This is a genomic window from Mesorhizobium liriopis, from assembly GCF_024053505.1.
GTDB lineage: Bacteria > Pseudomonadota > Alphaproteobacteria > Rhizobiales > Rhizobiaceae > Mesorhizobium_B > Mesorhizobium_B liriopis.
The window spans coordinates 194,492-219,956 of sequence record NZ_JAMXQS010000004.1 but is presented as its reverse complement, the minus strand read 5'-3'; the positions used below and the strand labels follow the sequence as shown (position 1 = coordinate 219,956).

The window sequence follows — 25,465 nt, the reverse complement described above, 5'->3', positions numbered from 1 at the left end:
TCGCCTGCTCGCTCCGTTCCTCGCCGTTCTCGGCGCGCTGTTCATGACGGCGGAGGACGCCTCCGCGGAGACACGCTCGCTGAAGCTGCACTTCATCCATACGGGCGAGAAGGACGAGATCGTCTTCAAGCGCAATGGTCGATACGATGCGGCGGGCCTCAAAAGGATCAACAACATCCTGCGCGACTGGCGTCGCAACGAACCCACCAAGATGGACCCGCGCCTGCTCGATCTGGTGTGGGAAGCCTACCGGCAGACGGGTTCCAGCAACTACATCACGGTTGTTTCCGCCTACCGCTCGCCAGCCACCAACAACATGCTGCGCGGCCGCTCGCGCAAGACGGGCGTGGCGAAGAAGAGCCAGCATATGCTTGGCAAGGCGATGGATTTCTACATTCCCGGCGTCAAGCTGAAGACCCTGCGCGAGATCGGCCTCAAGATGCAGGGCGGCGGCGTCGGCTACTATCCCACCTCCGGCTCTCCCTTCGTGCATTTCGATGTGGGCAATGTGCGCCACTGGCCCAAGATGAAGCGTTCGGAACTGGTCGCGCTGTTCCCCAACGGCAAGACCCTCCACGTGCCGTCAGACGGCAAGCCGTTGCCGGGCTTCGAGCAGGCCCTGGCCTCCTACAAGAGCCGCGAAAGTGCAGGAGCCCTCGCCATTGCGAGCGCTTCATCGGGCGGCGACACGAAGAAGCGCCGTGGCCTTCTGGCCGCACTCTTCGGCGGTGGTGATGAGGGCGAAGCCGACGCGGACGATGCAGACAGCAGCAGCGCCCGCGAGACATCGCCACGCATGGCCGTGACGCCGCGCCGCGCGCCGGCCAAGCCCGTCGCCCAGCCTGAGCCTCAGCCTGCGCCTGTGGAGACTTTAGCCGAACCCGAGGCGGAGGTTGAGCCAGTACCGGCTCGCGCCCCGGCGCCCGCTCCCGCGCCGCGCGAGGAGGTTGCCGAGCCGGCTCTCGTCGCCGCAGCCCCGACACCCGAGCGCATGCCCTTCCAGGTGCTGTCGCCCGAGGAAGCCAACCGCGCGCCGATTCCGATGGTGCAGGACGAGGCACCTGTGGCCCAGACCCCGGCTTCGGTTCTTGCGTCTCTTTCCCCGCGAAGCATCCCGCTCCCGGCCTTCGCGGCCCGCGAGCCGAGCGAAACCACGCCGGCTGCCGAAATGACCGCGCTCCTCGCACAGAGCGAGCCGCAAGAGCAGTCATCCGGGTTCAACGGCGCCGCACCCCTACCCTCCTGGCGTCCGAACGAGCCTGTCGCCGAGAACGCCAGCGTTCTGACCGCGCTGGCCGAATCCGAGCAGACCCAGCAGAAGATGGCGGACATTCTCGCATCGCCGCTGCCTGCTTCGCGTCCCGCAGAAGAGATGCAGCCAGCGGCGCGGATCGCGGCAGCTGCGCCCGCTGCCATTGCCCCGGCTGTGATGCAGCCAAAACCCACCGAGGTTGCCGCGGTCTTCGCGCCGAAATCGACGGCGAAGTCGCACCGCCTGTCGCGCAAGGATGCGAGGCCTGAGGTCAAGGCGAAGGCGGTTGCCCTGGCTCCCGCTTCTTCACGCTGGGCGCTGAACGGCGAGAAGGGCGTGGCAACCAGTCAGGCTCGTGTGGCCTTCGACGCCTCCAACGCGCGGAAGTCGCCCGCCAGCGTCTATCTCGCGGGCTTCACCAAGGACCGCGCCATGCAGGCCGACGCCAATCGCTTCTCGGGCAAGGCCGTCAACTTCCTGCCTGCTGCGCGCTTCGAGTAATTAGGCGAGGCTTTTCGCTTTCCGCTTGAGGCGTTCCACCGCCATCAGCACACGCTCCGGGGTTGCCGGGGCGTCGAGGTCGGGGAAGATGCGGTGATCGGCAACGCTCGCCACCGCATCCGACAGCGCATGCAGCACCGAGATCGCGAGTGGGAATGGTGGCTCGCCAACGGCCTTCGAACGGTGGATCGAAGGCTCGGCATTTTCCGGCCATTCCGCCAGCTTCACGTTGAAAATCTTTGGCCGGTCCGAGGCGAGCGGGATCTTGTAGGTCGAAGGCGCATGGGTCCGCAAACGACCGCGCTCGTCCCACCAGAGTTCTTCCGTGGTCAGCCAGCCCATGCCCTGCACGAACCCGCCTTCGATCTGGCCGAGATCGATGGCGCGGTTGAGCGAGCGCCCGGCATCGTGCAGCACATCGACCCGCTCGACCACATATTCTCCGGTCAGCGTGTCGATCGAAACTTCCGAGCAGGCCGCGCCATAGGCGAAATAGTAGAACGGGCGGCCCTGCCCCTTGTCACGGTCCCAATGAATCTTGGGCGTCTTGTAGAAACCAGCCGCCGAAAGCTGGACGCGGGCCATATAGGCCTGGCGCACGAAGTCGGCGAAGGTGAACTCCTGATTTCCCACGCGCACCCGGTTGGGCAGGAAAACGACCTGATCCGCCGGCACCGAAAATTTCTCGGCCGCGAAATCGACCAGCCGCGCCTTGATCTGCTGCGCCGCGTTCTGCGCGGCCATGCCGTTGAGGTCCGAGCCCGACGAGGCGGCGGTGGCCGAGGTGTTCGGCACCTTGCCGGTCGAGGTCGCCGTGACCTTCACGTTGGAAAGGTCGATCTGGAACTCTTCGGCCACCACCTGGGCGACCTTGAGATAGAGCCCCTGCCCCATCTCCGTGCCGCCATGGTTCAGATGCACCGATCCGTCGGTATAGACATGCACGAGCGCGCCGGCCTGATTGTAATGCGTCGCCGTGAACGAGATGCCGAACTTGACCGGCGTCAGCGCCAAGCCCCGCTTGACCACGCGGCTGTTGGCGTTGAAGGCCTGGATCGTGCGGCGGCGGCGCCAGTATTCGGCGTCCGCTTCGAGTTCGGAGACCAGACGCTCGATGATGTTGTCTTCCACCGTCTGGTGATAGGGCGTCACATTGCGCGTGGTCGTACTGTAGAAATTCCGCTTGCGGATTTCGAGCGGGTCCTTGCCCAGCGCGAAGGCGACTTCCTCGATCACCCGCTCCGCACCCACCATGCCCTGCGGTCCGCCGAAGCCGCGAAATGCGGTGTTCGAAACGGTGTTGGTGTAGAGCGGCGCGGACTGCGCGCGCACCGCTGGCCAGAAATAAGTGTTGTCGCAGTGAAACAGCGCGCGGTCGGTGACCGGGCCTGAAAGGTCGGACGAGTAACCGCAACGGGCAGCAAAGGTGAAATCGACACCCTGCACGGCGCCGTCATCGTCGAAGCCGGCCTCGTATGAGATCAGGAAGTCATGCCGCTTGCCGGTGGCCTTCATGTCATCGTCACGGTCGGGCCTGATCTTCACCGCGCGACCGAGCTTCCTGGCCGCGATGGCTGCGAGTGCGGCGAACAGGTTCGACTGCGTTTCCTTGCCGCCGAATCCGCCGCCCATACGCCGCACTTCGACTGTGACCGCATGCGAGGGTACGCCCAGCGCATGGCTGACCATGTGCTGCACTTCGCTCGGGTGCTGGGTCGAGGAGTGGACGGCCACGTCGCCATCTTCGCCGGGGATGGCCATCGCGATATGGCCTTCGAGGTAGAAATGGTCCTGCCCGCCCACGCGCATCCGGCCCTTGATGCGGTGGGGTGATTGCCTGATCGCCTCTCCCGCCTCGCCGCGCTTCAGCGTCAGCGGTGGCGTGACGAGCTTGTCGTTGAGAGGATCGAGCGCACCGATATCGACGGTGAAGGACAGCTCCTCATAAGTCATCTCGGCCTTCAGCGTGGCCCGTCGCGCCTGGTCGCGGGTTTCGGCGATCACACAAAAGACGGGCTGGCCGAAGAACTGCACGAGCTCGTCGGTGAGGATCGGTTCGTCATGGCGGCCGGTGGGCGAGATGTCGTTCTCGCCGGGCACATCTGCAGCGGTGAGCACCGCGACAACGCCGGGCGCGGCACGAACCGCGGAAAGATCCATCGCACGGATGCGGCCATGGGCAACGGTGGACAGGCCCAGACAGCCATGCAGCGTGCCGGCGGGTTCAGGGATATCGTCGATATAGACTGCGGTGCCGGACACATGCTTGTGCGCGGATTCATGGCGCTGATCGGTGGCGACACCGCCGACGATCTTTTCGGGCTTGAGGTCGCTCGCATGCTTGTTCATTGCGCCCTCCTCACGCGGCCACGTCGCGGGCTATAGTGACGGGCGCCTTGCCGGACACGCTTTCGAGATAAACGCGCATCAGGAGATTGCGCGCGGCGAGCATGCGGTACTCGGCGGAGGCGCGCATGTCGGAAAGCGGCGTGAAATCGTCCGCGTAGCGCTCCATGGCGGCGAGCACGGCGTCTTCGCACCACCGCTGGCCGAGCAAAGCCTGTTCCACGCCGAGCGCCCGCTTCGGCGTGCCGGCCATGCCGCCACAGGCGATACGAATGGCGGCAACGCGGTTCTCAGTGTCGAGCCTGAAGGCGAAGGCGCCGAGTGTCGCGGTGATGTCCTCGTCACGACGCTTGGTGACCTTGTGGACGGCGAGCCGGGTGCCGGGCGCGGGCAGCGGCACATGAATCGCTTCCACGAACTCGCCGGGCTGGCGGTCCTGCTTGCCATAGGCGAGGAAGAAGTCCTCGAGCGGCAGTTCGCGGCGCTCGCTGCCCTTGCGGAGGAGCACACGCGCGTCGAGCGCGATCAAGGGCGGTGGCATGTCGCCGATGGGCGAGCCGTTCGCGATGTTGCCGCCCAGCGTTCCCATGTTGCGCACCTGCTCGCCGCCGATGCGGGCAATGAGCTTGCCGAGTTCGGGGATTTTCTCGCCGAGGATTTTTCGTGCGTCGGAATAGGTCACGCCGGCACCGATGCGCAGCACGCCATCATGCGTCTCGACCCGTTTCATCTCGTCCAGCGCGCCGATGAAGACGGCCGGTTCGATGGGCCGCATATATTTCGTGACCCAAAGGCCGACATCTGTCGAGCCGGCGACCAAAGTCGCCTTCGGGTTCTCCGCGAAGATCGCGGCGAGATCGTCCACGCTTGCCGGCACGATCAAGCGGCCGCCGCAATCGATGCGAGCGCCGTCGCGCCACACGCGCAAACGCTCTGTGATCGCGGCGCGCTCGACCACCAGCGGATCGTTTCCAGCCTCGCCATAGGAGGCGATGGCCTGCGCGGCGCGGATGATCGCCTCATAGCCGGTGCAGCGGCAGAGATTGCCCTGCAACGCTTCTTCGATGGCAGCCAGGCTCGGCCGCGCATGGCGCATCCAGAGCGCATAAAGCGACATCACGAAACCCGGCGTGCAGAACCCGCATTGCGAGCCATGGCAATCCACCATCGCCTGCTGAACCGGATGCAGCGCGCCGTTGGCGCCGCGCAGGTGCTCGACCGTCACGACATGGGTGGCATCGAGCGAACCCACGAAGCGGATACAGGCATTGACGCTTTCGTAAACGAGACCATCGCGACCCAGCCGTCCGACCAGCACGGTGCAGGCTCCGCAATCGCCTTCCGCGCAGCCTTCCTTGGTGCCCTTCAGCGAGCGCTTGATGCGAAGGAAATCGAGCAGCGTCGCATCGGGCGCGACGTCGGAAAGAGAGACGTCCTCGCCATTGAGGATGAAGCGGAGGTGCTGGCGGATCGCTGGCATGGGTCCGGCTTTCTTTAACTGCCGCGATAGGTGGAGTAGCCGAAGGGCGACAAAAGCAGCGGCACATGGAAATGGGCGTGGTCCGTGAGGCCGAAGCGGATCGGGATCACGTCGAGAAAGAGATCGGAGCCGAGTTCCGGCGCGTTGCTGCGAAGATAGTCTCCAGCCTTGAATTCGAGTTCATAGGTGCCGGTCTCGAACGCGTCGCCTGCCAGCATCGGCATATCGGTGCGGCCATCCGTATTGGTCACGGCCTCCGCGACCAGCAGGCGGTGTTCGCCTTCAAGCCGATAGAGCGTAATCGCAAGGCCACCGGCAGGGCGGCCCTTTGCGGTGTCGAGCACATGCGTGGTGAGGCGTCCGTGGCTTTCGCTCAAGCCGAGCTCCCTTCAAATCATCGACCAGGCAGTTAAGCGCTTTTGCAGGCGCTCGTGAAGCGGGACTATGGGCGCAGCAGTCCGGCTTCGCGCGCGGCTTGCGTAAAAGCCTCTTCTGCTTCGACGGTCGAGCGGTGGCCGTCGAGAACCTTCATGCATGTTCCGAGCGCGTCGCGATGGAGCGGGCCAGCGTCCGGCCAATCGGTGCTGGAAAGAAGTTCGGAGGCCTCCTGAACGGTCGCGACGGCTCGGCTCTCGCCTCCGATCTCCACCGTGATCGGCTTGCTGAACAGCTTCGGATCGCTCATCGCCATGCTCCCCAATGCGCCTGTTTGTCGGCTTCTTCGAACCACGTCACCAGAACCGCGCGCTCGTCGGGCGTGATGCTTGTGAGGTTGCCGGGCGGCATCGCGTGCGAGCGGCCGGCCTGCAGGTAGATCTCGCGCGCATGCTCGGCGATGTCGGCATCGGTGTCGAGATGGACGCCCCTGGGCGCGTGATAGACGCCTTCATAGGAAGGCTCGGCTGCGTGGCACATCGAGCAACGGCCCATCACCGTGTCGCGCGCTGCGGAAAAATGCTGCGCGCTTGCAAAGGTTTGCGCGCGAGCGCTCATCTTCGGCTCGCCCGTCAACGCCTGCGGCACGGTAGACAGCCAGATGATGACAAAGAAAAGCACGGTGGCCGCCGCCCAGGTCCAGTGCGGATTGCCTTTGCGCGCATGCTGCGTGTTGAAGAAGTGGCGGATCAGCACGCCGATGATGAAGACGAGTGCGGCGATCACCCAATTATACCGCGTGCCGAACGCCAGCGGGTAGTGGTTCGACAGCATCAGGAACAGCACGGGCAGCGTCAGGTAGTTGTTGTGCAGAGAGCGCTGCTTGGCGATGCGGCCATATTTCGGATTGCGCTTGCGCCCCGCGATAAGGTCGGCGACCACGATCTTCTGGTTGGGAATGATGATCATGAAGACGTTGGCCGACATGATCGTCGCCGTCACCGCGCCCAGATGCAGGAAGGCGGCACGGCCGGTGAAGAGATGCGTCAGGCCCCAGGCCATGAAGACGAGCACGCCGTAGAGCACGATCATCAGCCCGGTGTCGCTCTTGCCCAGCGGCGACTTGCAGAGCAGATCATAGACCGTCCAGCCGGAGGCCAACACCAGAAGCGAGATGACGATAGCCGTGCCGGCCGAAACGTCGAGCACGTTACGGTCGATCAGGAACAGGTCGGCGCCCGCATAGTAGACCACACAGAGCAGCGCGAAGCCCGACAGCCAGGTTGCATAGGATTCCCATTTGAACCAGGTCAGGTGGTCCGGCATCTCGGTGGGCGCGACCAGATATTTGCGGATATGGTAGAAGCCGCCCCCATGCACCTGCCATTCCTCGCCATGGGCACTGACAGGCAGACCGGGACGCTGGCGTAGACCCAGATCGAGCGCCACGAAATAGAAGGACGAGCCGATCCAGGCGATGGCGGTGATCACGTGCAGCCAGCGCACGGCGAAGGTCAGCCAGTCCCAGAAAATGACGAAATCGAGCATCGTTCAGTCCGCATCAGTCCCGGTGACAATACGGGCTCGCGCGCAAACGGGAAGAGGCCGGATCAGCGCGGCTGTGAATGGCCGAAAAGCGTTGCCGCAATCTCGGCCGCGGCAAGCGCTGCGATGACGGCCGGGCGCTTGTCCTGCACCTCCTTATTGCCGATGGGCGAAACGAGGCGCGCAAGCGTCGCCTCGCTGCCGCCTGCCGTGTTGAGATACCAGGAACGGAAGGTCGCGCGCTTGGTCTTCGACCCGATCATGCCGACATAAGCCGCGTCATCCCGCGCGAGCGCTTCGGCGACGATCAGGAAATCGAGCGCGTGATCGTGGGTCAGGATCGCGAAGGCGGAGCCGGAAGGTGCTTGGCGCACGACCTGTTCGGGAACGGAACTGAGCAGCCCGTGAACCCCTGACGGCAGGCCGACCAGTGCGTCCCCGCGCGTTTCGACCAGCGTGACTTTCACGGGCAGCAGCACCAGAGCCTGTGCCAGCGCATGGCCGACATGACCGCCTCCGAACAGATAGACCTGCGGCTGGCTCGCCTCGCTCGTGGCGATTTGGGCAAGGAGTTCGGCGCCGAGCGCTTCGTCGCCCTCGCGGATCGAAACATCCACGCGTCCGCCGCAGCATTGGCCGATCTCGGGGCCAAGCGGTATATCGAGATGCGTCGGGTCGGAATGATCGGCCAAGACCTCCCGCGCACGCGCCATCGTCAGGTATTCGAGCTGTCCGCCGCCGATCGTGCCCAGCGAGGCATCGGGTGCGACCACCATCCAGGCGCCGGTCTCGCGCGGCGTCGAACCGCGCGCGTCCGCGATCGTCACCAGCGCCCAGCGCTTCTGCGCTCGGAGAAACTCGGCCAGTCTTGCGGCGCTTGCGGTCATCCTTTTCCTTTGCATGCCGCCCGATGGCGATAGAAAGGTATTCAGACCTTTTCCGTCGAATCTGCAATCGCTCGGGATGCCGGATGAACACTGCGATACGCTATGTGCGCGACATGCGCGGCTACGGCCAGAACCCGCCTCACCCGCAATGGCCGGGCCATGCGTCGATCTGCGTGCAGTTCGTGGTCAACTATGAGGAAGGCGGAGAGAACGCCATCCTCCATGGCGACAAAGCCTCCGAGGCCTTTCTGTCGGAGATCGTCGGTGCGCAGCCTTGGGCCGGTATGCGGCACTGGAACATGGAGTCGATCTACGAATACGGCGCCCGGGCCGGTTTCTGGCGGCTTCATCGCTTGTTCACCGAGGCGCAGGTGCCCGTCACCGTTTATGGCGTCGCGACCGCGCTGGCCCGGTCGCCCGAGCAGGTCGCGGCGATGCAGGATGCGCATTGGGAGATCGCCTCGCACGGGCTGAAATGGATCGACTATCGCGACCACGCGTCCGACGACGAGGCGCGCGACATGGACGAGGCGATCCGGCTGCACGCGGAGGTGACGGGCGAGCGGCCGCGAGGCTGGTACACCGGCCGCACCTCGGCCAACACCGTGCGCCTCGCCGCCGCGCGCGGCCTCGACTACGTGTCGGACACCTATGACGACGATCTGCCCTACTGGCTCGATCACGACGGCCACGGCAACGCGATCGAGCCACAGCTGATCATCCCCTACACGCTCGACGCCAACGACATGCGCTTTGCGACACCGCAGGGTTTCCCGAGCGGCGACCAGTTCTTTTCCTACCTCAAGGATTCGTTCGACACCCTCTATGCCGAAGGCGAAGCCGGACGACCGGCGATGATGAGCATCGGCCTTCACTGCCGTCTCGTCGGGCGGCCCGGTCGTTTGGCCGCGCTCAAGCGCTTCGTGGACTATGTGAAAGGCCACGAACGCGTCTGGATCGCGCGGCGCATCGATATCGCAAAGCACTGGCGCGAAAACTGTCCTTATCGCGCGCCGAAACTTCGCCCCAGCCGCATGAGCCAGGAACGCTTCGTCGAGGCCTTCGGTGCGGTTTTCGAACATTCGCCCTGGATCGCAGAGCGCGCATGGGAACTGGAACTCGGGCCCGCGCATGACACAGCGGTCGGCACGCACAATCTGCTTTGCCGCATCTTCCGATCGGCATCCAGCGAGGAACGGCTCGGCGTGCTGCGGGCCCATCCCGATCTCGCCGGCAAGCTCGCGCAGGCCAGGCGCCTGACGCCCGAGAGCAGCGCCGAGCAGGCCTCTGCCGGGCTCGATGCCTTGACCGACGACGAGCGCGAGCGCTTCTCCGCGCTCAACCGCGCCTATACCGAGAAGTTCGGCTTTCCCTTCATCATTGCCGTGCGCGGGCGGACCAGGCACGAGATTCTCGAAAACTTCGTCGCGCGGGTGGAGAACAGCCGCGACGACGAATTGAAGACGGCCGCCGCCCAAGTCGAGCGCATCGCTCTGTTGCGGCTCAAAGATATGTTCGCAGAGCAGAATTGAGCATGGACGCCGAAAAAACCGCCTTCCCCTATCACGCGCCCGCCGGCGGCCTGCCGAGCCAGAGCGACCTGCATACCGGCCGTGCCGTCTTCACCGAGGCTTACGCCTTCATCCCCAAAGGCGTGATGCGCGACATCGTGACAAGCTATCTGCCCTTTTGGGAGAAGACCCGCGCCTGGGTGCTTTCGCGCCCGATGACAGGCTTTTCCGAGACCTTCTCGCAATATCTGATGGAAGTGCAGCCCGGCGGCGGCAGCGACCGACCCGAACTGGATGAGGGTGCGGAAGGTGTCTTGTTCGTGGTGGGCGGCGAGATCACGGTCACGCTCGACGGCGAAGCCCATGCCATGACGCCCGGCTGCTACGCCTTTCTGCCGCCCTCAGCCAAATGGACGCTGCGCTCAACAGGCACCGAGCCGGCGCGCTTCCACTGGATCCGCAAGGCCTACGAATTCGTGGACGGCCTCGACGTGCCGGAAGCCTTCTTCTGCGAGGAAGGCACACGAACCGTCCATGCCATGCCCGACACCGAAGGGCGCTGGGCCACGACCCGTTTTGTCGAACCCGACGACCTGCGCCACGACATGCATGTGAACATCGTCTCGCTCGACCCCGGCGCGGTCATCTCCTTCGAGGAAACCCATGTCATGGAGCACGGCCTGTTCGTGCTGCAAGGCAAGGCCGTCTACCGGCTCAACCGCGACTGGGTGGAAGTCGAAGCCGGCGACTTCATGTGGCTCCGCGCCTTCTGTCCCCAGGCCTGCTATGCCGGCGGCCCCGGCAAATTCCGCTACCTGCTCTACAAGGACGTGAACCGCCACGCCAAGTTGAGGCTGGGCCGGTAGGCTGCGACCGACTTGCAAGGTTTCTCACGAGAAGCGCAGCAGCCTCGAGGAAAGCCAACAAGCCCGCGTTAAAGCATTGTAATTATTGAGAAAATGGTGGGCCCGGAGGGACTCGAACCCCCAACCAAGCGGTTATGAGCCGCCGGCTCTAACCATTGAGCTACAGGCCCCACACGATTGCCTCGTTACCCTGACGGCCCTTCCCGCACAAGCGGGGAGCGCCGTCGTATTGCGCCCATAATGAGAGGCTAGCGGGGAAGGTGTTGCAACTCTTCCACTAGGAGCTTTTCATGAAGTCCATTCTGGGCCCCGGGCTGGCGCTTGCGCTGGCACTCTCGACAGCCGCTCCCGCATTCGCCCAGGATGCGCCCCAGCCGCCGCGTATCGTGGTCAATGGCGAGGGCGAAGCGACGCTGGCTCCCGACATCGCCGAGATCTCGCTGGCGGTGGTGCGTGAGGCGGAAAGCGCGCGTGAGGCGCTGACGCAGAACAGTGCGGCGATGGCGGAGGTCATCAAGGCGCTCAAGGAAATGGGAATCGAAGCGCGTGACCTGCAAACCTCGGGCGTGCAGGTGAGTGCCCGCTATGACTACATCTCCAAGCCCGACAACACGCAGGAAAGCCGCCTGCGCGGCTATGAGGTGACCAACACGCTTTCGATCCGCGTGCGCGATGTGGCGAAGACCGGCGAGGTGATCGACCGCGCTGTGTCTCTCGGCGTCAATCAGGGCGGCAGCATCACTTTCACCAATGAAAACCCGAAGCCGGCTCTGACCGAAGCGCGCAAGAAGGCGGTAGCAGATGCCGTTGAAAAGGCACGCACGCTGGCCGAGGCGGCGGGCGTCAAGCTCGGGCGGGTGACGGAGATTTCGGATACGGTGGTTTCGCAGCCGCCCCAGCCGATCCTCGCGAAAGCCTATGCCGCGCGCGACGCGGCGCCCGCCCCTGCGCCGGTGGAAGCGGGCGAGAACGCGTACCGGGTGCAAGTCAGCATGACGTTCGCGCTTGAGCCGTAAGAGTTCGAACAAAAAAGGCCCCGGCATCGTCGCCGGGGCCTTTTCCCTTGCACCGACTTGATTTCTACCAGTCGATCACCGGGCAATGCGGGGCTCGGGCGAACGTCACCGAGACCCGGTCGCCATACTGGCGGCCTGAGATGCGGATGGTCCGGTCGGTGACGCGGCGGATTTCGGCACGGCGGATGCCCATGCGCTCGGCCTTGTCGAGGGCGCGATCCGGCGAGCAGCGCGGCGGTCCGCGACGCTCCCAACGATCACGCTCCCAGCGATCGCGGCGCCAATCGCGGTCATTGCGATCGTCGCGATCCCAGCGACGCTCGTCGCGGACACGATCATATTGGGGATACCCCCGGGGGCCGTCATCGTCGGCGACGACACCGAATTCGGGTCCGCCCTGACCGATGGCGAAGTAGACGCTGTCGGCATGGGCGACAGCAGGAATGGCGGTGGCGCTGACGCCGAGCGTGGCAGCGATGGCAAGGGTCTTGAGGAAGCCGGACATGATCTCTCTCCAATCATCGGCTTGGCGAAAAGCGCCGAAGCGATGATGGAAGACTAGCGGTGATCAACTGAACGCGACGCGAACTGATCGTTCAGCCGAGGTTCATGCGGCCGGCATCTATCTGGCGCACCTCATGTCACGGTTCTTCATCGAGAACGTAGTCGAAGTAATCTTCGGGCTCTTCCATGTCGGTTTCGCTGGCGCGCACCACGTGGCGCACCGACGCGCCCGCCTCGTGCACGCTGTCGGCCCGGCCGGAAATCAGGGGATGCCAAGGGTAAAGGTCTTTGCCTTCCGCCAGCAGCTTGTACGCGCAGGTGCGCGGCAGCCATTTGAGCTCGCGCACGACCTTCGGCGTCAGGCCGACGCAATCGGGCACACGCGAAAGCCGGTTGGGATAGTCGTGGCAGCGACAGGTGCCGGCATCGAGCAGGCGGCAGCCGACGCTCGTCCAATAGATTTCGCCGGTATCCTCGTCCTCGAGCTTGGACAGGCAGCATTTGCCGCAGCCGTCGCAAAGCGACTCCCACTCGCTCGCGCTCATTTCCTCGAGCGACTTCGTTTTCCAGAAGGGTTCGGCCATGGCCGCGATGTGGCCGGTCGAGCGCCTGAAATCAAGCTTCAGCCGGGTGGAAGGGTCGCTTCGGCACGCCCTCGCCCAATCACGAAGATGGGAACCAAAGGAGCCAGAACCAGTTCTCGGCCCGGATGGGACCCAAAAATTGGAGAGTATCAGGATGAAACGCCAGCCTTGGATTCTGGCCGGGACAGCTTTGGGTCTGCTGATGTCCGGCCAGAGCTTTGCCGTGCCGATCGCCCCCCATGCATCGGCTTTCAACAGCGCCTCGCACTTGCCGCTGATCCGCATTCAGGACGAGCAGGCGCCCGCCGCCGAGGAGGCAGCGCCCGCGCCCGCGCCAGAGGCCGCGCCGGCCCAGGAGGCAGCACCGGAAGCCGAAGCGGAGCAGCCGCGCCGCAAGCGTCGTGAAAAGGCTCAGGAACAGCAGGCCGAGCCCGAGGCGCAACCTGCACAACAGGAAGAGGCTGCCCCTCAGGCCGAGCAACCGGCAGCCCAGGGCGAGGAACAGCCCACGCGCCGTCAGCGCCGCGAGCGCGCCCAGCAGCAGGAGGAGCAACAGTCTGCCCCTGCCGAGAACCAAGGCGAGCAGGCAGCCCCCGCTGCGGAAGGCGAACAGCAGCCCCAGTCGCGTCGCGAACGCGAGCGTCAGCGCCGCCAGCAGCAGGAACAAGAGCAGGCTACACCGGAAGCGGCACCCGCTCAGCCGGAAACGCCGCCTGCTTCGGAAACGGCTCCCGCTCCGAACGCCGAGCAACCACAGGCCGCGCCGGCACCTGAAGGCGAGCAGCAGCCCCAGTCGCGCCGCGAACGCGAGCGTCAGCGCCGCCAGCAGCAGGAACAGGATCAGACGGCTCCGAATGCAGCGCCCGCGCAGGCTGCACCGGGCACCGAAGCCGCTCCGGCTGCACCGACCGCGGAGCAACCGGCACCGGCACCCGCGCCCGATGCCTCTGCGCCGGCACAGCCTCCAGCGACGAGCGGTGAAGCCGCTCCCGCACAACCGGGTGCAGCGCCACAGCCAGGACAGCCAGCCCCGGCTTACGGCAATGCGGGCGCACAGCCGCCTGTCGCGTTGCCGCCCGGCGAAGCGCCTGCTTCGCAGGATGCCGTGCAGCGTCCCGCAGCTGGCGGGCAAGCCGCGCAGCCTGCCGCACCTGTCGCGCCCGTCGCACCGGCAGGTCCGCCGCCGCAGAACGATGCTGCCGCACAGCCCGAGGCCATCATTCAGCAGCAGATCGCGCCGGTCACCGAGGAGCGTGGAGAGCGTCGCCGTGAGGGCCGTTCGCCGTTCGACGATCCTCAGCGCCGCGAGCGTCCGCAAGGCGCCGATGTTCTGCGCCAGTTGGGTGACCGCACGATCATCCAGTTCAACAACCAGACCATCGTGGAAAGCAACGAGCAGCCGCGCCTGACGCGTGGTGCGCGCGACGTTTATTACGAGGATCTGCCGCGTGATCGGGTTCGCGAGACCGTGGTGCGTGAGGACGGAACACAGGTGGTCACGATCCGCAACCGCTACGGCGATGTGGTACGCCGTTCGCGCATCACGCCCGACGGACGCGAATACGTGCTGTCTTACGTCGAAGAGGACGATCGTGAGCGCGTGCGCGACTGGCGCGATCCCGGTCTCGACCTTCCCCCGCTCCAGCTGGCGATCCCGCAGGACGAGTACATTCTCGATGCGCGGCGCATCGGCAGCGGCGAGGACCCGGACCAGCAGTATTACGAGTTCCTCGACCAGCCGCCGGTCGAGCGCGTCGAGCGTCTCTATTCGGTGGACGAGGTGAAGCGCTCTTCGCGTATCCGCCAGAAGACGCGCCGCATCGATCTCGACACGATCAATTTCGAGTTCGGTTCGGCCTCTGTGCCCGAGAACCAGGTCAACAAGCTCGAAGGCGTGGCGAGCGCGATGGAGAAGCTGCTCCAGCGCAATCCGGCAGAGACCTTCCTCATCGAGGGTCACACGGACGCCGTGGGTTCGGATGTCGCGAACCTCGCGCTTTCCGATCGTCGTGCCGAGTCGGTCGCCGATGCGCTGACCAACGTGTTCGGCATCCCGCCGGAGAACCTCACCACGCAGGGCTATGGCGAGCAGTATCTCAAGGTGAACAGCCAAAAGCCCGAGGCGCAGAACCGCCGCGTTGCGATCCGCCGCATCACGGCGCTCGTCGCCCCTGCAACGGCCAGCGCGAAGTAAGCCTGGCACGCATCTACGAAGCCCGGCCGGCGCAAACCGGCCGGGCTTTTTCTCGCGCGGAGCAGATATGGCTCCCGTCATCGCGGATGTTCGGCTCTGGCAAATGCTGCCGGCATCTGAGAGAAACGCCGCTATCCGATCCGAGACAGCCCGACTGGATTCATGAAACGTATCGAACTTCTGATCGAAGCCATTATCCTGGCCTCTCGCTGGCTTCTGGTCGTCTTTTATCTCGGGCTGGCGATCGCGCTCGCCATTTATGCCTTCTCTTTCGGCGGCAAGCTTCTGGCCTTTGCGGGCAAGGTATCTACCCTGACCGACACGGACACGATCCTCCTGATGCTCGGCCTGATCGACGCTGCACTTATTGCGAGTCTCGTCGTGATGGTGATCATCTCGGGCTACGAGAATTTCGTCAGCCGCTTCGATGCCGGGGACAACGGCGTGCACTGGCTGGGCACGATCGACGCAGGGTCCCTCAAGGTGAAGGTCGCCTCCACCATCGTCGCGATTTCATCGATCCATCTGCTGCAGATCTTCCTGAACCTGGCGACATACACTCAGACCCAGCTGCTCTGGGCAACCGTGATCCACATCGCTTTCGTGGTTTCGGCCCTGCTCCTGGCCTATATCGACCATATGTCGGCCAAGGCGAAGAAGACCAAGGCGGAACCAGACACTCTCTGAGAGGCGCGGTTTCGCGCGCCGACCCGCCGAATGCTGCTGCGAAGATTGCGCTAGCCGAAAATCCGCTCGCCCTGTTCGTCGACGATCTGGCGCCCCTTGGCGAGTGCGATGTCCGATGCTTCGTCTAGGCTGGCGAAACGGTCGGCACGTATGAAGCGGTGCTCTTTCACCGCGCCGTTCACTTCCTTTGAGATGACCCCGCAGGTCTGAAACTGTCCGCCCTCCTTGAAGGGCGTGGCCTGGATCGTAAAACCCTTATGCTCGATCGAGCGCCCCGCCGCAGGGGACTCCGTCTCAGGCTTGGCCTCGCCACCGCCGAACAGCTTCTTGAAAAACGACATCGATTCCCGTCCTGTCAGTCCGTCATGCGGACCATAGACTGCACGGACATGGAAAACCAAGAGCACCGGTCCTCATGTGGAAAGGTGCAGGACGATCTCGCGGCGATGCGGACGTGTTCGATGTTCCCAGAGATATATGCCCTGCCATGTGCCGAGCACGAGCCGGCCATCCATCACCGGCACGGAGAGCGAAACGGCCGTCAGCGCCGCCTTGATGTGTGCCGGCATGTCATCCGGCCCCTCGTCGCGATGGACAAGATAATCCATGCTCGGATCGTTTGCGTCCGGCACGAGCCGCGCAAAGAACGCATCGAGGTCGCGCCGGACATCCGGGTCGGCGTTCTCCTGGATCAGGAGCGAGCATGAGGTATGGCGGACGAAGACGGTGAGAAGACCCGTTTTCGTGCCGGCCTCCTCGACGAAACGTCTGGCGTCACGCGTGAACTCGTAAAGCCCTTGCCCGCGCGTGGCGAGCGTCAGAATTTGCTGCTTCATAAGGAAGTTTGAAGCCCTAGGGCGGCGAGGTTCAAAGAGAGCGAGGGGACGCGTGCGGAAACCAGCGTCTCTGCCATGCCGGCCTCGAACACCTCGCGATAACCCTCGGCGCCGAGATAGCGATGCACGCGCGTGGTGAGCGTCTTCACATCGACGACCCAGACTTCCGCGATGCCGTAAGCCGCATAAAGACCGATCTTGCGCCCGCGATCATAGGACAGGCTTGAGTCCGCCACTTCGATGGCGAGCAGCACATCATAGCCACGGATCTCACCCGGCTTGAGTTCTCCCGGATAGACACAGAAATCCGGTTCGAGAAAACTCTTCTCATCGAGCTGTAGCGTCGTTTCCGGAATGACGGCGAACTCGTCCGGCACCGTGCGCTGGAAATGCTTGTTGAGTTCGTACTTCACAGTCTCATGTCGTGCGCCCTTGGGCGACATCGGCACTACCTCTCCCCCGATCAGTTCGAAGCGCTCATGCTCCGGAATGATGCCCGCCGCCACCATCGCCTCGATCTCGGCCACGGTCCAAGCCCGCCGCGGCATGCCATCGGCCGCCTGCGTGGTCGCTGGGAGAATAGGCTCGGACAGGACGAGACGCTCGTTCATGGGGCGACCTTAGCACCAAGCTCGGTCCATCGCAGCTCATTTGGCGAATGGATACTCTGAGCTTAAAAGAAAAAGGCGGACCGAAGCCCGCCTTTGTTCCGATCAGCTGTCCAGGAAGCTGCGCAGCTTGCGCGAGCGGCTGGGGTGCTTGAGCTTGCGAAGCGCCTTGGCCTCGATCTGGCGGATACGTTCGCGCGTCACCGAGAACTGTTGGCCGACTTCTTCCAGCGTGTGGTCGGTGTTCATGCCGATGCCGAAGCGCATGCGCAGCACGCGCTCCTCGCGCGGGGTGAGCGATGCGAGAACGCGCGTGGTGGTTTCGCGCAGGTTGGCCTGGATCGCCGCGTCGATGGGCAGAAGCGCGTTCTTGTCCTCGATGAAATCGCCGAGATGCGAATCCTCCTCGTCGCCTACGGGCGTTTCGAGAGAGATCGGCTCCTTGGCAATCTTGAGAACCTTGCGCACCTTCTCGAGCGGCATGGCCAGCTTTTCGGCCAGTTCTTCCGGGGTCGGCTCACGGCCGATCTCGTGAAGCATCTGTCGCGAGGTGCGCACGATCTTGTTGATCGTCTCGATCATGTGCACCGGAATGCGGATCGTGCGAGCCTGGTCGGCGATCGAACGCGTGATCGCCTGCCTGATCCACCATGTCGCATAGGTCGAGAACTTGTAGCCGCGCCGGTACTCGAACTTATCGACCGCCTTCATCAGGCCGATATTGCCTTCCTGAATGAGATCAAGGAATTGCAGGCCGCGGTTCGTGTACTTCTTGGCGATCGAGATCACCAGACGCAGGTTCGCCTCGACCATTTCCTTCTTGGCGATGGCCGCTTCGCGCTCGCCCTTCTGGACCTGGTTCACGATCTTGCGGAACTCGGCGATCGATATTGCGGTCTCGGTGGCGAGGTTCTGGATCTCGGCGCGCAGGTCGCGGATCGAGTCCTTCTCGTTCTTGGTGAACTCCTTCCAGCCGCGGCTGGACAGGTTTGCGATCGAGCGCGTCCAGTTCGGGTCGAGTTCCGAGCCCTGATACTCCTTCAGGAAGTCGTCGCGGCGCACGCCATAGCTTTCGGCCAAGCGCAGGAGCTTGCCTTCGTTCTGCACGAGACGCTTGTTGATGTCGTAGAGTTGCTCGACCAGCGCCTCGATGCGCGCCTGGTTGAGCGACAGCGACTTCACCGCCGTGATCAGCTCTTCCTTGAGCTTCTTGTACGAGCGCTCCTGGCTCTGCGACAGCGTGCCGGCGGCAGCGAGGCGATTTTCCACCTGCTGGTCCTGAAGCTTGCGCAGCTTCTTGTAGGTTTCGGCGATCACATCGAAGGTCGCCATCACCTGCGGGCGCAGTTCGCCTTCCATCGCGGCGAGCGACAGGCTTGCCTCGTCGTCTTCCTCGTCGTCGTCTTCGATACGGGACTCGCCACCGACATTGGTGATGTCGTCTTCGTCCGAGCGCGAACGGCCGCGCGACCGTTCTTCTTCACGCGGACGGCCGCCATTGGTCTCCTCGGGCGTGCGCTCGACGATCGGCGCCTGCTTGGCCTCAGGACCAGCATAGGTGGCTTCGAGATCGATGATCTCGCGCAGGAGAACCTTGGATTCGTTCAGCTCGTCGCGCCAGATGATGATGGCCTGGAAGGTCAGCGGGCTCTCGCAGAGCCCGGCGATCATCGTCTCGCGGCCAGCCTCGATGCGCTTGGCGATGGCGATTTCGCCTTCGCGCGACAGAAGCTCGACCGAGCCCATCTCGCGCAAGTACATGCGCACGGGATCGTCCGTACGGTCGGTCGGCTCTTTCTTGGTGGTCGTGGTGGCGACCGCCGTGCCGGTCTGCTCTGCGAGCTCGTTTGCATCTTCCTCGGAAGACTCGGCCTCGCCCTCTCGATCCTCACCCGCATCGTCGTCCTCGACGACATTGATGCCCATGTCGGACAACATCGCATGAATGTCTTCGATGCGATCGGGATCGGTCTCCTCGGACGGGAGCACCGCATTCAGTTCATCGAGAGTCACATAGCCGCGCTTCTTGGCGGCCTTGATCATCTTTTTGACGGCATCATCGGACAGGTCGAGCAGCGGGCCATCGGTTGTGCCCTCGCGCTCCGTCTCGACCTCTTCCTTTTCCTTCGTCGCCATGCTTATTCTTCTCCAAGCGGATAAAAGACCGCCAGACCGGAATCTGCTTCGTGAGACTGGCGACACACCGTGGTGTGGCCTGCCCTTCGTTTGAACCGCCACCATATGGAGCGGTCCGTTTCGCTTTCCAGTCGGCCGGTCTTCTTCCGTCCGCACGTCAGGCGCGAGCATTCGAGGCTCGCTTGATATTGCATTCTCGGCCTATACGGCCCCTAGCGCCACTTCCGGACACCCCTTCCGAAAAGCCGATTCGGGCTCGCATATGACTGATTCGCGAAAAGGATGCGAATCACCGATCGCGGCTTCGGCCCAAAACACGATCAATTTGAATCAATCTATCCATAGAGTTAAGACGAGCTTAGCGCCCGCTTAAGTTGGCTGTCAGTTGCGATCCACACGACCGGATGTGACGCCGAAACCCTCGATAAGGGCTTCCGTCGCCTGGGCGTCATGGAACTGTGCCTGAACCGCCAAGAGCTGCTGAAGGTGTTCGTCGCTCGGATCGCTCGCGAGCGCGGCTTCGGCCGCTCTCAGCTCCCTATGTAAGGTGCGTGCATTGCGGTGCAAGTGCAGCGCCTGGGCCAAAGCTTCGCGCGCATCTTCGACCGAGGCATCGCTCAAGGCGGGCCACTGGCGCGCGCGGCGAACAAGGCCTTCGGCCCGCTCCCAAAGTTCGGAAACGCCGGATTTGTCGATCTCGGCCATGCAGCAGTCGCGGTCGAAACCTTTCGCATTCTCGCAATGGGCGAGCGCGTCGATCAGAACGGCGTGGAGCTGACGCAAATCGGGATGCGACAGGTCGAGCCCATCGATCACGTCGAAGTTCTCATCGATCAGGCTCGGATGGTTGCCGAGCGCGACGACGATCACCGCCTCGCGCAGAGGCATGACGCCGCCGGCACGTTTGACGAGCGCCGAGCGCTGGAGGCTTTCCGACACGGTGAGACGTCCGGATGCAGCGCCGGGACGCCCTGCCCCGCCGCGCGAGGCTCGCCCATCGCGGTTGCCCTTGCCGCCGCGTCCACGCTCAGGCTGTGCCGTTCCGAAAAAGGTCTGGACGCGCTCGCGCATTTCCTGAGCGTAGTGAAAGCGCACCCCCTCGTCCTTCACGCGGCCCGTCACCTCGCGCAGCGTCTTGTCGAGTTCGGCGCGGCGCTCCGGCGTATCGAAAAGCCGTCCGCCCGTTTCACGCATCCAGATGAGATCGGCAAGCGAGCGGGTGTCGTTGAGCACTTCCGTAAAGGCGTCGCGGCCGCGCGCTTTTACGAGATCGTCCGGGTCCTGGCCTTCCGGCAAAAGCGCGAAGCGAACCGTACGCCCCGGCTCGACCATCGGCAGCGCCAGATCGGCAGCGCGGAAGGCAGCGCGCAGGCCGGCACTGTCGCCGTCGAAGCAGAGAAGCGGCTCGGGGGATATGCGCCAGAGAAGTTCGAGCTGGCGCTCGGTGAGTGCGGTGCCCAGCGGCGCCACGGCCTGGTCGAAGCCTGCCTGCGCCAGCGCGATCACGTCCATATACCCTTCGACCGCCACCAGAGCGCCATCCTTGGGCAAGCCTTTGCGGGCGCGGGCGAGGTTGTAGAGAACGTTGCCCTTGTGGAAGAGCTCAGTGTCGGGCGAGTTCAGATATTTCGCCGAAACCTCGCTCGACAGCGCCCTGCCGCCGAACGCGATCACGCGCTCGCGCGTGTCGTGGATCGGAAACATGATGCGATCGCGGAAGCGGTCGTAGGAGACGGGGATGTCGTCGCCGAACACCACGAGCCCGCAGGCCTCGATCAGGTCCTTGTGGATGTTTCTGGATGCCAGATGTTCCTTGAGCGCATTGCGGCTGTCGGGCGCATAGCCAAGGCGAAACGCGGCTTGTGTCGCCGGCGTCAGCCCGCGTTCACGCAGGTAAGCGCGGGCCTTTGCACCCTCCGATGCCTGAAGTTTCGTTTCGAAGAACTTCGTCGCAAGCTCCATGACCTCGTGAAGCGTGGCGCGCTGCTTTTCCTTTTCCTCGGCACGCGGGTCGCGCGCCGGCATCGGCACGCCTGCCATCTCGGCCACGCGCTCGACGGCCTCGGGAAAGTTCAGCCCCTCCTGTTCAGTGAGGAACCTGAAATGGTCGCCGGAGACGCCGCAGCCGAAGCAATGGTAGCGCCCCTTCTTGTCCTCGCAGTGGAAGGACGGCGACTTCTCGCCGTGAAAGGGACAGCAGGCCCAGTAGTCGCCACGCGACGCGTTGGTCTTGCGCTTGTCCCAGGAAACGCGCGCACCGATCAGCGACGAGATCGGCACGCGGTCGCGGATTTCATCCAGAAAGTGGGGCGGGAAGCGCATGGGTAACCTGATACGCGAAATTCCGGTGCAGCGTTATAGGATATAATGCCTAACAACGGGGAGCGCCAGCTTGGAACTCACTGCGGGACATATAGGCGTGCCGAATGGAGATTCCGTTTCGACGAACTCGCCGGCGCGCTTGAAACTATGCTCGAACCGTCACGTGACGTCGATCACTGACATATCCTCGCCCATGTCTTATATATTATCCGGCTAATGAGTTCGGCGCGTCCTTCCATGTTTCAACAGCACCCATCCGCCGGTTTTGCGGAGACCATGCGATGACCGGTTCATCCGTCCTGCTCCACCTTGCGGGTGCGGTGGCGTTGCTGCTTTGGGCCACGCGCATGGTGCGCACGGGCGTGGAGCGCGCCTATGGCGAGGTGCTGCGCAAGCGGCTGCGTGAGACCATGGGCAATCCGCTCTTGGCCCTGCTCGTCGGCACGAGCTTGGCGATTGCGTTGCAAAGCTCGACTGCCGTGACGCTCTTGATCGGGTCCTTCGCGGGCTCGGGCCTCGTCACCGGTGTCGCGGGCCTCCTTGCCGTGCGCGGGGCCGAACTGGGCTCGGCACTCGTCGTGAAGCTTCTTTCCTTCGACCTGACGCTGCTCGCACCCACCACCATCCTCGCCGGCACCGTGACGTTCATGGTGACCGAACGCCGCGAATGGCGGCAATTGGGGCGCATCATGGTCGGCGTCGGACTGCTTGTCTTGTCGCTCGACTTGCTCGCGCAGGCGACCGCGCCCTTGCGCGAAAGCCCGATGCTGGGCCTCATCGTACACTATCTCGCCGGCGATCCGGTCACCGCGTTTCTTCTTGCCGCCCTGCTCACCTGGGCCTTCCACTCCTCGATCGCCGCCGTGCTCTTCCTCGTGACCCTCGCGAGCCATGGCGTTCTGACGCCCGCGCTTGGGATCGTCATGGTGCTCGGCGTCAATCTCGGCAGTTCGGTGATTGCGCCGCTGTTGACCCGTGCCGCACCGGCGCCTGCGCGCGTGGTGCCGCTCGGCAATCTCCTGATGCGCGGAGCGGGCTCGGTCATGATGCTCGGCTTGTTCCTGTGCTTTACACCGCAACTCGGCTTTCTCGGCACCGATGGCGGCGACCGCATCGTCAATGCGCATATTCTGTTCAATGCGATCGTTCTCGTCGCCGGCCTCCCCCTCGCCTCGCTGATTGAACGCACCGCGACCACGCTCGCGAATCTTGGAACCAAACCGGATTCGCCAAACCTCATGATGCGCGAAATCAGCGCTCTGGACGAAGGCGTTCTCGAAGTACCGCAACTGGCACTCGCCAATGCCACGCGAGAACTCGTACCGGTCTGCGAAACGGTCGAGGTCATGCTGGAACGCGCGCACGAGCTTTACGGTAAACCCGACAAGGAAGGGATCGATGCGTTGCGCGCCTTGGACGACCGTGTCGATGCGCGGCAGGCCGCCATCAAACTCTATCTTGCCAAGGCCGCGGCCCAAAAGCTCAGCGAGAGCGAAGCGCAACGCTGCCGCGAGCTGATCGAGGGCTGCGTGAAGCTCGAACAAGTCGGCGACATCATCGTGAACAACCTGCTCGCGCATTTGCGCAAGCAGATGGCGCGCGGCCTTTCTTACACGAGCGCGGGCTTCGAAGAGCTATCGGAATTGCACACCGAGGTTCTGGCCAATGCGCGGCTCGCCTTCAACGTGCTGATCGCGCGAGACCTCGAAACCGCGCGCCTGCTGGTTTCCCGGAAAGAACGCTTGCGCAAGCTCGAACGCCAGTCGAGCCGCAGCCACTTCCTGCGCCTGAGCGAGGGCGCCAAGCGAAGCGTCGAAACGAGCGCCATCCATCTCGACACGATCCGCGACCTCAAGCAGATCAACTCGCTGCTGGCGTCGATCGCCTATCCCGTGCTCGAGGAACACGGGCTGTTACGCGACACGCGCCTGCGCGCCGCCGAATAGTCAGGCCGAAAGCAGCCGCTTCACCGTTCCGCTGGCCTTGCCGAAATCCATGCGCCCGCCGTGGCTCGCCTTCAGCACGGCCATCACAGCGCCCATGTCCTTGGGCGAGGAAGCACCGGCTTCCGCGATCGCCGCGCGAATGGCCGCCTCCGCTTCCACCTCGCTCATCGCGGCAGGCAGATAATCCTGGATCACGGCGATCTCGCCCTTTTCCTTTTCCGCCAGTTCAGGACGGCCGCCATCGGTGAAGGCACGCGCGGACTCCTCGCGCTGCTTGACCATCTTGGTCAGGATCGCGAGCGCCTCGTCCTCGCTGGTCGGCTCTTTGCCCGCACCGCGATTGAGGATGTCGCGCTCGGTGAAGGCGGCCTGCACGAGGCGCAGCGTGCCGACACGATTGCTGTCGCGCGCCTTGAGCGCGGTCTTCAGATCTTCCGCAATGCGTTCGCGCGTGCTCATTTTCGTGTGTCCTCATAGCCTCGGGATGCCTGCCGGCATTGACCGGCTTCTCCTCTGCCACTATTCGCCATCGGTTGAAAAGCCCGCCCCAATGCGCATATCGGTGGCGAACCACACTCAACTTTAGCCGAGGACCGCTCTCATGGACCAAGCCGCCAAGCCAACAGGCGCGACCGCTCCCTGGGGTGAAAACCGAGCCACCGCCCTCCTCGTCCTGGCGGACGGCACCGTGATCGAAGGCCAGGGCCTCGGCGCGGAAGGCACCGCTGTCGGCGAAGTCGTCTTCAATACGGCTCTCACCGGCTATCAGGAGATCATGACCGACCCTTCCTACAAGGGCCAGATCCTGACCTTCACTTTCCCCCATATCGGCAATGTCGGCGCGAACGACGAGGACGCCGAGGATCTGAACCCCGCCGCGCGCGCAGGCGCCGTCGGCGCCATCTTCCGCGCCGAAGTGACCGACCCATCCAACTACCGCTCCGAAGGCGGGCTCGACGCGTGGCTCAAGCGTCGTGGCATCGTGGCGTTGACGGGTGTCGACACCCGCGCGCTGACCGCCGCCATCCGCGATGGCGGCGCACCCAACGCGGTGATCGCCTATTCGCCGAATGGCGAATTCGATGTCGAAGCGCTCAAGGAAAAGGCCGGAAACTGGCCCGGCCTCGAAGGCATGGACCTCGCCCGCGACGTGACCTCGGGCCAGTCATCGGCTTGGAAGGAGGCACCCTGGAGTTGGAACCAGGGCTACAGCGAACTCGCCGAGCCCTCCATGCATATCGTCGCCATCGATTATGGCGTGAAGCGCAACATTCTGCGCCTGCTGACGGGCCTAGGCGCACGCGTGACCGTTGTGCCAGCCGAAACCAGTGCTGAAACCATCATGGCGATGAAGCCGGATGGCATCTTCCTTTCCAACGGCCCCGGCGATCCGGCTGCGACCGGCGAATATGCCGTGCCGGTGATCCGCGACCTGCTCGAAACCGACCTGCCCGTCTTCGGCATCTGCTTGGGGCATCAGATCCTGGCACTGGCGCTGGGTGCGAAGACCGAGAAGATGCATCAGGGCCATCACGGCGCGAACCATCCGGTCAAGGACCACACAACGGGCAAGGTCGAGATCGTTTCGATGAACCACGGTTTTTCGGTGGATCGCGGGTCTTTGCCCGAAGGCGTGGAAGAGACCCACGTCTCGCTGTTCGACGGCACGAATTGCGGCATCGCGCTGACGGGCCGTCCGGTCTTTTCGGTGCAGCACCACCCCGAAGCGTCGCCGGGCCCCCAGGACTCGCACTATTTGTTCAAGCGGTTCGCGAACTTGATCCGCGAGCGCCGAGGCGAGCCGGCGCTGGCCGAACGGTAAAAAGAAGCGGGCCTTTCGGCCCGCTTTTTCGTTGGTCGGATCTGTCC

22 protein-coding genes and 1 tRNA gene are annotated in these 25,465 nt (G+C 64.0%); 8 read left to right on the top strand and 15 right to left on the bottom strand.

Translation table 11 applies throughout. The features are described 5' to 3' along the window. Positions 1-43 precede the first annotated feature (43 nt). The gene (locus NGM99_RS08980; protein WP_435371415.1) at positions 44-1,753 is read left to right on the top strand and encodes a peptidoglycan L,D-endopeptidase MepK; all 1,710 of its coding nucleotides are present in this window, start codon (positions 44-46) and stop codon (positions 1,751-1,753) included. On the opposite strand, the gene xdhB is transcribed toward NGM99_RS08980, so the two are convergent. From xdhB to xdhC, 6 genes are all read right to left on the bottom strand, one after another. Further along, on the bottom strand, positions 1,754-4,102 hold the full coding sequence (gene xdhB, locus NGM99_RS08975) for a xanthine dehydrogenase molybdopterin binding subunit (RefSeq protein WP_252818122.1): 2,349 nt from the start codon (positions 4,100-4,102) through the stop codon (positions 1,754-1,756). It abuts the gene before it with no gap. 10 nt (positions 4,103-4,112) lie between these two features. Further along, a complete protein-coding gene (gene xdhA / locus NGM99_RS08970) occupies positions 4,113-5,579 on the bottom strand; it encodes a xanthine dehydrogenase small subunit (protein ID WP_252818120.1) in 1,467 nt (488 codons plus the stop codon). A 14-nt stretch (positions 5,580-5,593) separates the two neighbouring features. Next, positions 5,594-5,956 carry a hydroxyisourate hydrolase gene (uraH, locus tag NGM99_RS08965; RefSeq protein ID WP_252818118.1) on the bottom strand — a complete coding sequence of 121 codons (363 nt, stop codon included), beginning with the start codon at positions 5,954-5,956 and terminating at the stop codon, positions 5,594-5,596. A 65-nt stretch (positions 5,957-6,021) separates the two neighbouring features. Then, positions 6,022-6,264 carry a DUF982 domain-containing protein gene (locus NGM99_RS08960; protein ID WP_252818116.1) on the bottom strand — a complete coding sequence of 81 codons (243 nt, stop codon included), beginning with the start codon at positions 6,262-6,264 and terminating at the stop codon, positions 6,022-6,024. Beyond that, entirely contained in the window at positions 6,261-7,502 is a 1,242-nt protein-coding gene (locus NGM99_RS08955) for a urate hydroxylase PuuD (protein WP_252818115.1), read from the bottom strand. Before NGM99_RS08955 ends, NGM99_RS08960 begins: the two co-directional genes overlap by 4 nt. Positions 7,503-7,564: 62 nt before the next feature. Next, positions 7,565-8,386 (bottom strand): xanthine dehydrogenase accessory protein XdhC, encoded by an 822-nt coding sequence (xdhC, locus tag NGM99_RS08950; protein WP_252818113.1) that lies wholly within the window; start codon positions 8,384-8,386, stop codon positions 7,565-7,567. A 95-nt stretch (positions 8,387-8,481) separates the two neighbouring features. On the opposite strand from xdhC, the gene puuE reads away from it, so the two are divergent. Beyond that, positions 8,482-9,918 carry an allantoinase PuuE gene (gene puuE / locus NGM99_RS08945; RefSeq protein WP_252818465.1) on the top strand — a complete coding sequence of 479 codons (1,437 nt, stop codon included), beginning with the start codon at positions 8,482-8,484 and terminating at the stop codon, positions 9,916-9,918. A gap of 2 nt (positions 9,919-9,920) precedes the next feature. Next, positions 9,921-10,763 (top strand): bifunctional allantoicase/(S)-ureidoglycine aminohydrolase, encoded by an 843-nt coding sequence (locus NGM99_RS08940; RefSeq protein WP_252818111.1) that lies wholly within the window; start codon positions 9,921-9,923, stop codon positions 10,761-10,763. A gap of 94 nt (positions 10,764-10,857) precedes the next feature. Here the strand turns inward: NGM99_RS08940 and NGM99_RS08935 are convergent. Then, positions 10,858-10,933: transfer RNA gene (locus NGM99_RS08935), tRNA-Ile, on the bottom strand. Between the two features lie 120 nt (positions 10,934-11,053). Here NGM99_RS08935 and NGM99_RS08930 point away from each other — a divergent pair. Next, the gene (locus NGM99_RS08930) at positions 11,054-11,779 is read left to right on the top strand and encodes an SIMPL domain-containing protein (protein WP_252818110.1); all 726 of its coding nucleotides are present in this window, start codon (positions 11,054-11,056) and stop codon (positions 11,777-11,779) included. A gap of 64 nt (positions 11,780-11,843) precedes the next feature. On the opposite strand, the gene NGM99_RS08925 is transcribed toward NGM99_RS08930, so the two are convergent. Continuing rightward, the gene (locus NGM99_RS08925; protein ID WP_252818108.1) at positions 11,844-12,284 is read right to left on the bottom strand and encodes a hypothetical protein; all 441 of its coding nucleotides are present in this window, start codon (positions 12,282-12,284) and stop codon (positions 11,844-11,846) included. A gap of 136 nt (positions 12,285-12,420) precedes the next feature. Next, positions 12,421-12,867 carry a YcgN family cysteine cluster protein gene (locus NGM99_RS08920; protein WP_252818107.1) on the bottom strand — a complete coding sequence of 149 codons (447 nt, stop codon included), beginning with the start codon at positions 12,865-12,867 and terminating at the stop codon, positions 12,421-12,423. Between the two features lie 154 nt (positions 12,868-13,021). Between NGM99_RS08920 and NGM99_RS08915 the strand changes: the two genes are divergently transcribed. Together NGM99_RS08915 and NGM99_RS08910 are read left to right on the top strand one after the other, a co-directional pair. After that, on the top strand, positions 13,022-15,061 hold the full coding sequence (locus NGM99_RS08915) for an OmpA family protein (protein WP_252818105.1): 2,040 nt from the start codon (positions 13,022-13,024) through the stop codon (positions 15,059-15,061). 162 nt (positions 15,062-15,223) lie between these two features. After that, positions 15,224-15,748, top strand: coding sequence for a TIGR00645 family protein (locus tag NGM99_RS08910; RefSeq protein WP_252818104.1), 525 nt, complete (start codon positions 15,224-15,226; stop codon positions 15,746-15,748). Positions 15,749-15,798: 50 nt separating this feature from the next. On the opposite strand, the gene NGM99_RS08905 is transcribed toward NGM99_RS08910, so the two are convergent. From NGM99_RS08905 to dnaG, 5 genes are all read right to left on the bottom strand, one after another. Further along, positions 15,799-16,089, bottom strand: a complete 291-nt coding sequence (locus tag NGM99_RS08905; RefSeq protein ID WP_252818102.1) for an HlyU family transcriptional regulator — start codon at positions 16,087-16,089, stop codon at positions 15,799-15,801. A 72-nt stretch (positions 16,090-16,161) separates the two neighbouring features. Further along, positions 16,162-16,584: a secondary thiamine-phosphate synthase enzyme YjbQ gene (locus tag NGM99_RS08900; RefSeq protein ID WP_252818100.1), complete on the bottom strand. Its 423-nt coding sequence runs from the start codon at positions 16,582-16,584 to the stop codon at positions 16,162-16,164. Further along, positions 16,581-17,195, bottom strand: coding sequence for a Uma2 family endonuclease (locus NGM99_RS08895; RefSeq protein ID WP_252818099.1), 615 nt, complete (start codon positions 17,193-17,195; stop codon positions 16,581-16,583). Before NGM99_RS08895 ends, NGM99_RS08900 begins: the two co-directional genes overlap by 4 nt. 102 nt (positions 17,196-17,297) lie before the next feature. Next, the gene (rpoD, locus tag NGM99_RS08890; RefSeq protein WP_252818097.1) at positions 17,298-19,328 is read right to left on the bottom strand and encodes an RNA polymerase sigma factor RpoD; all 2,031 of its coding nucleotides are present in this window, start codon (positions 19,326-19,328) and stop codon (positions 17,298-17,300) included. Positions 19,329-19,709: 381 nt separating this feature from the next. Continuing rightward, complete coding sequence (dnaG, locus tag NGM99_RS08885; RefSeq protein WP_252818096.1) at positions 19,710-21,650, bottom strand: DNA primase; 1,941 nt, start codon at positions 21,648-21,650, stop codon at positions 19,710-19,712. Between the two features lie 281 nt (positions 21,651-21,931). Between dnaG and NGM99_RS08880 the strand changes: the two genes are divergently transcribed. Beyond that, entirely contained in the window at positions 21,932-23,596 is a 1,665-nt protein-coding gene (locus tag NGM99_RS08880) for a Na/Pi cotransporter family protein (protein WP_252818095.1), read from the top strand. Here the strand turns inward: NGM99_RS08880 and NGM99_RS08875 are convergent, their stop codons facing one another. After that, positions 23,597-24,055 carry a GatB/YqeY domain-containing protein gene (locus NGM99_RS08875; RefSeq protein ID WP_252818093.1) on the bottom strand — a complete coding sequence of 153 codons (459 nt, stop codon included), beginning with the start codon at positions 24,053-24,055 and terminating at the stop codon, positions 23,597-23,599. It abuts the gene before it with no gap. A 142-nt stretch (positions 24,056-24,197) separates the two neighbouring features. Between NGM99_RS08875 and carA the strand changes: the two genes are divergently transcribed. Further along, positions 24,198-25,418 carry a glutamine-hydrolyzing carbamoyl-phosphate synthase small subunit gene (carA, locus tag NGM99_RS08870; RefSeq protein ID WP_252818091.1) on the top strand — a complete coding sequence of 407 codons (1,221 nt, stop codon included), beginning with the start codon at positions 24,198-24,200 and terminating at the stop codon, positions 25,416-25,418. The last annotated feature ends 47 nt before the right edge of the window (positions 25,419-25,465 follow it).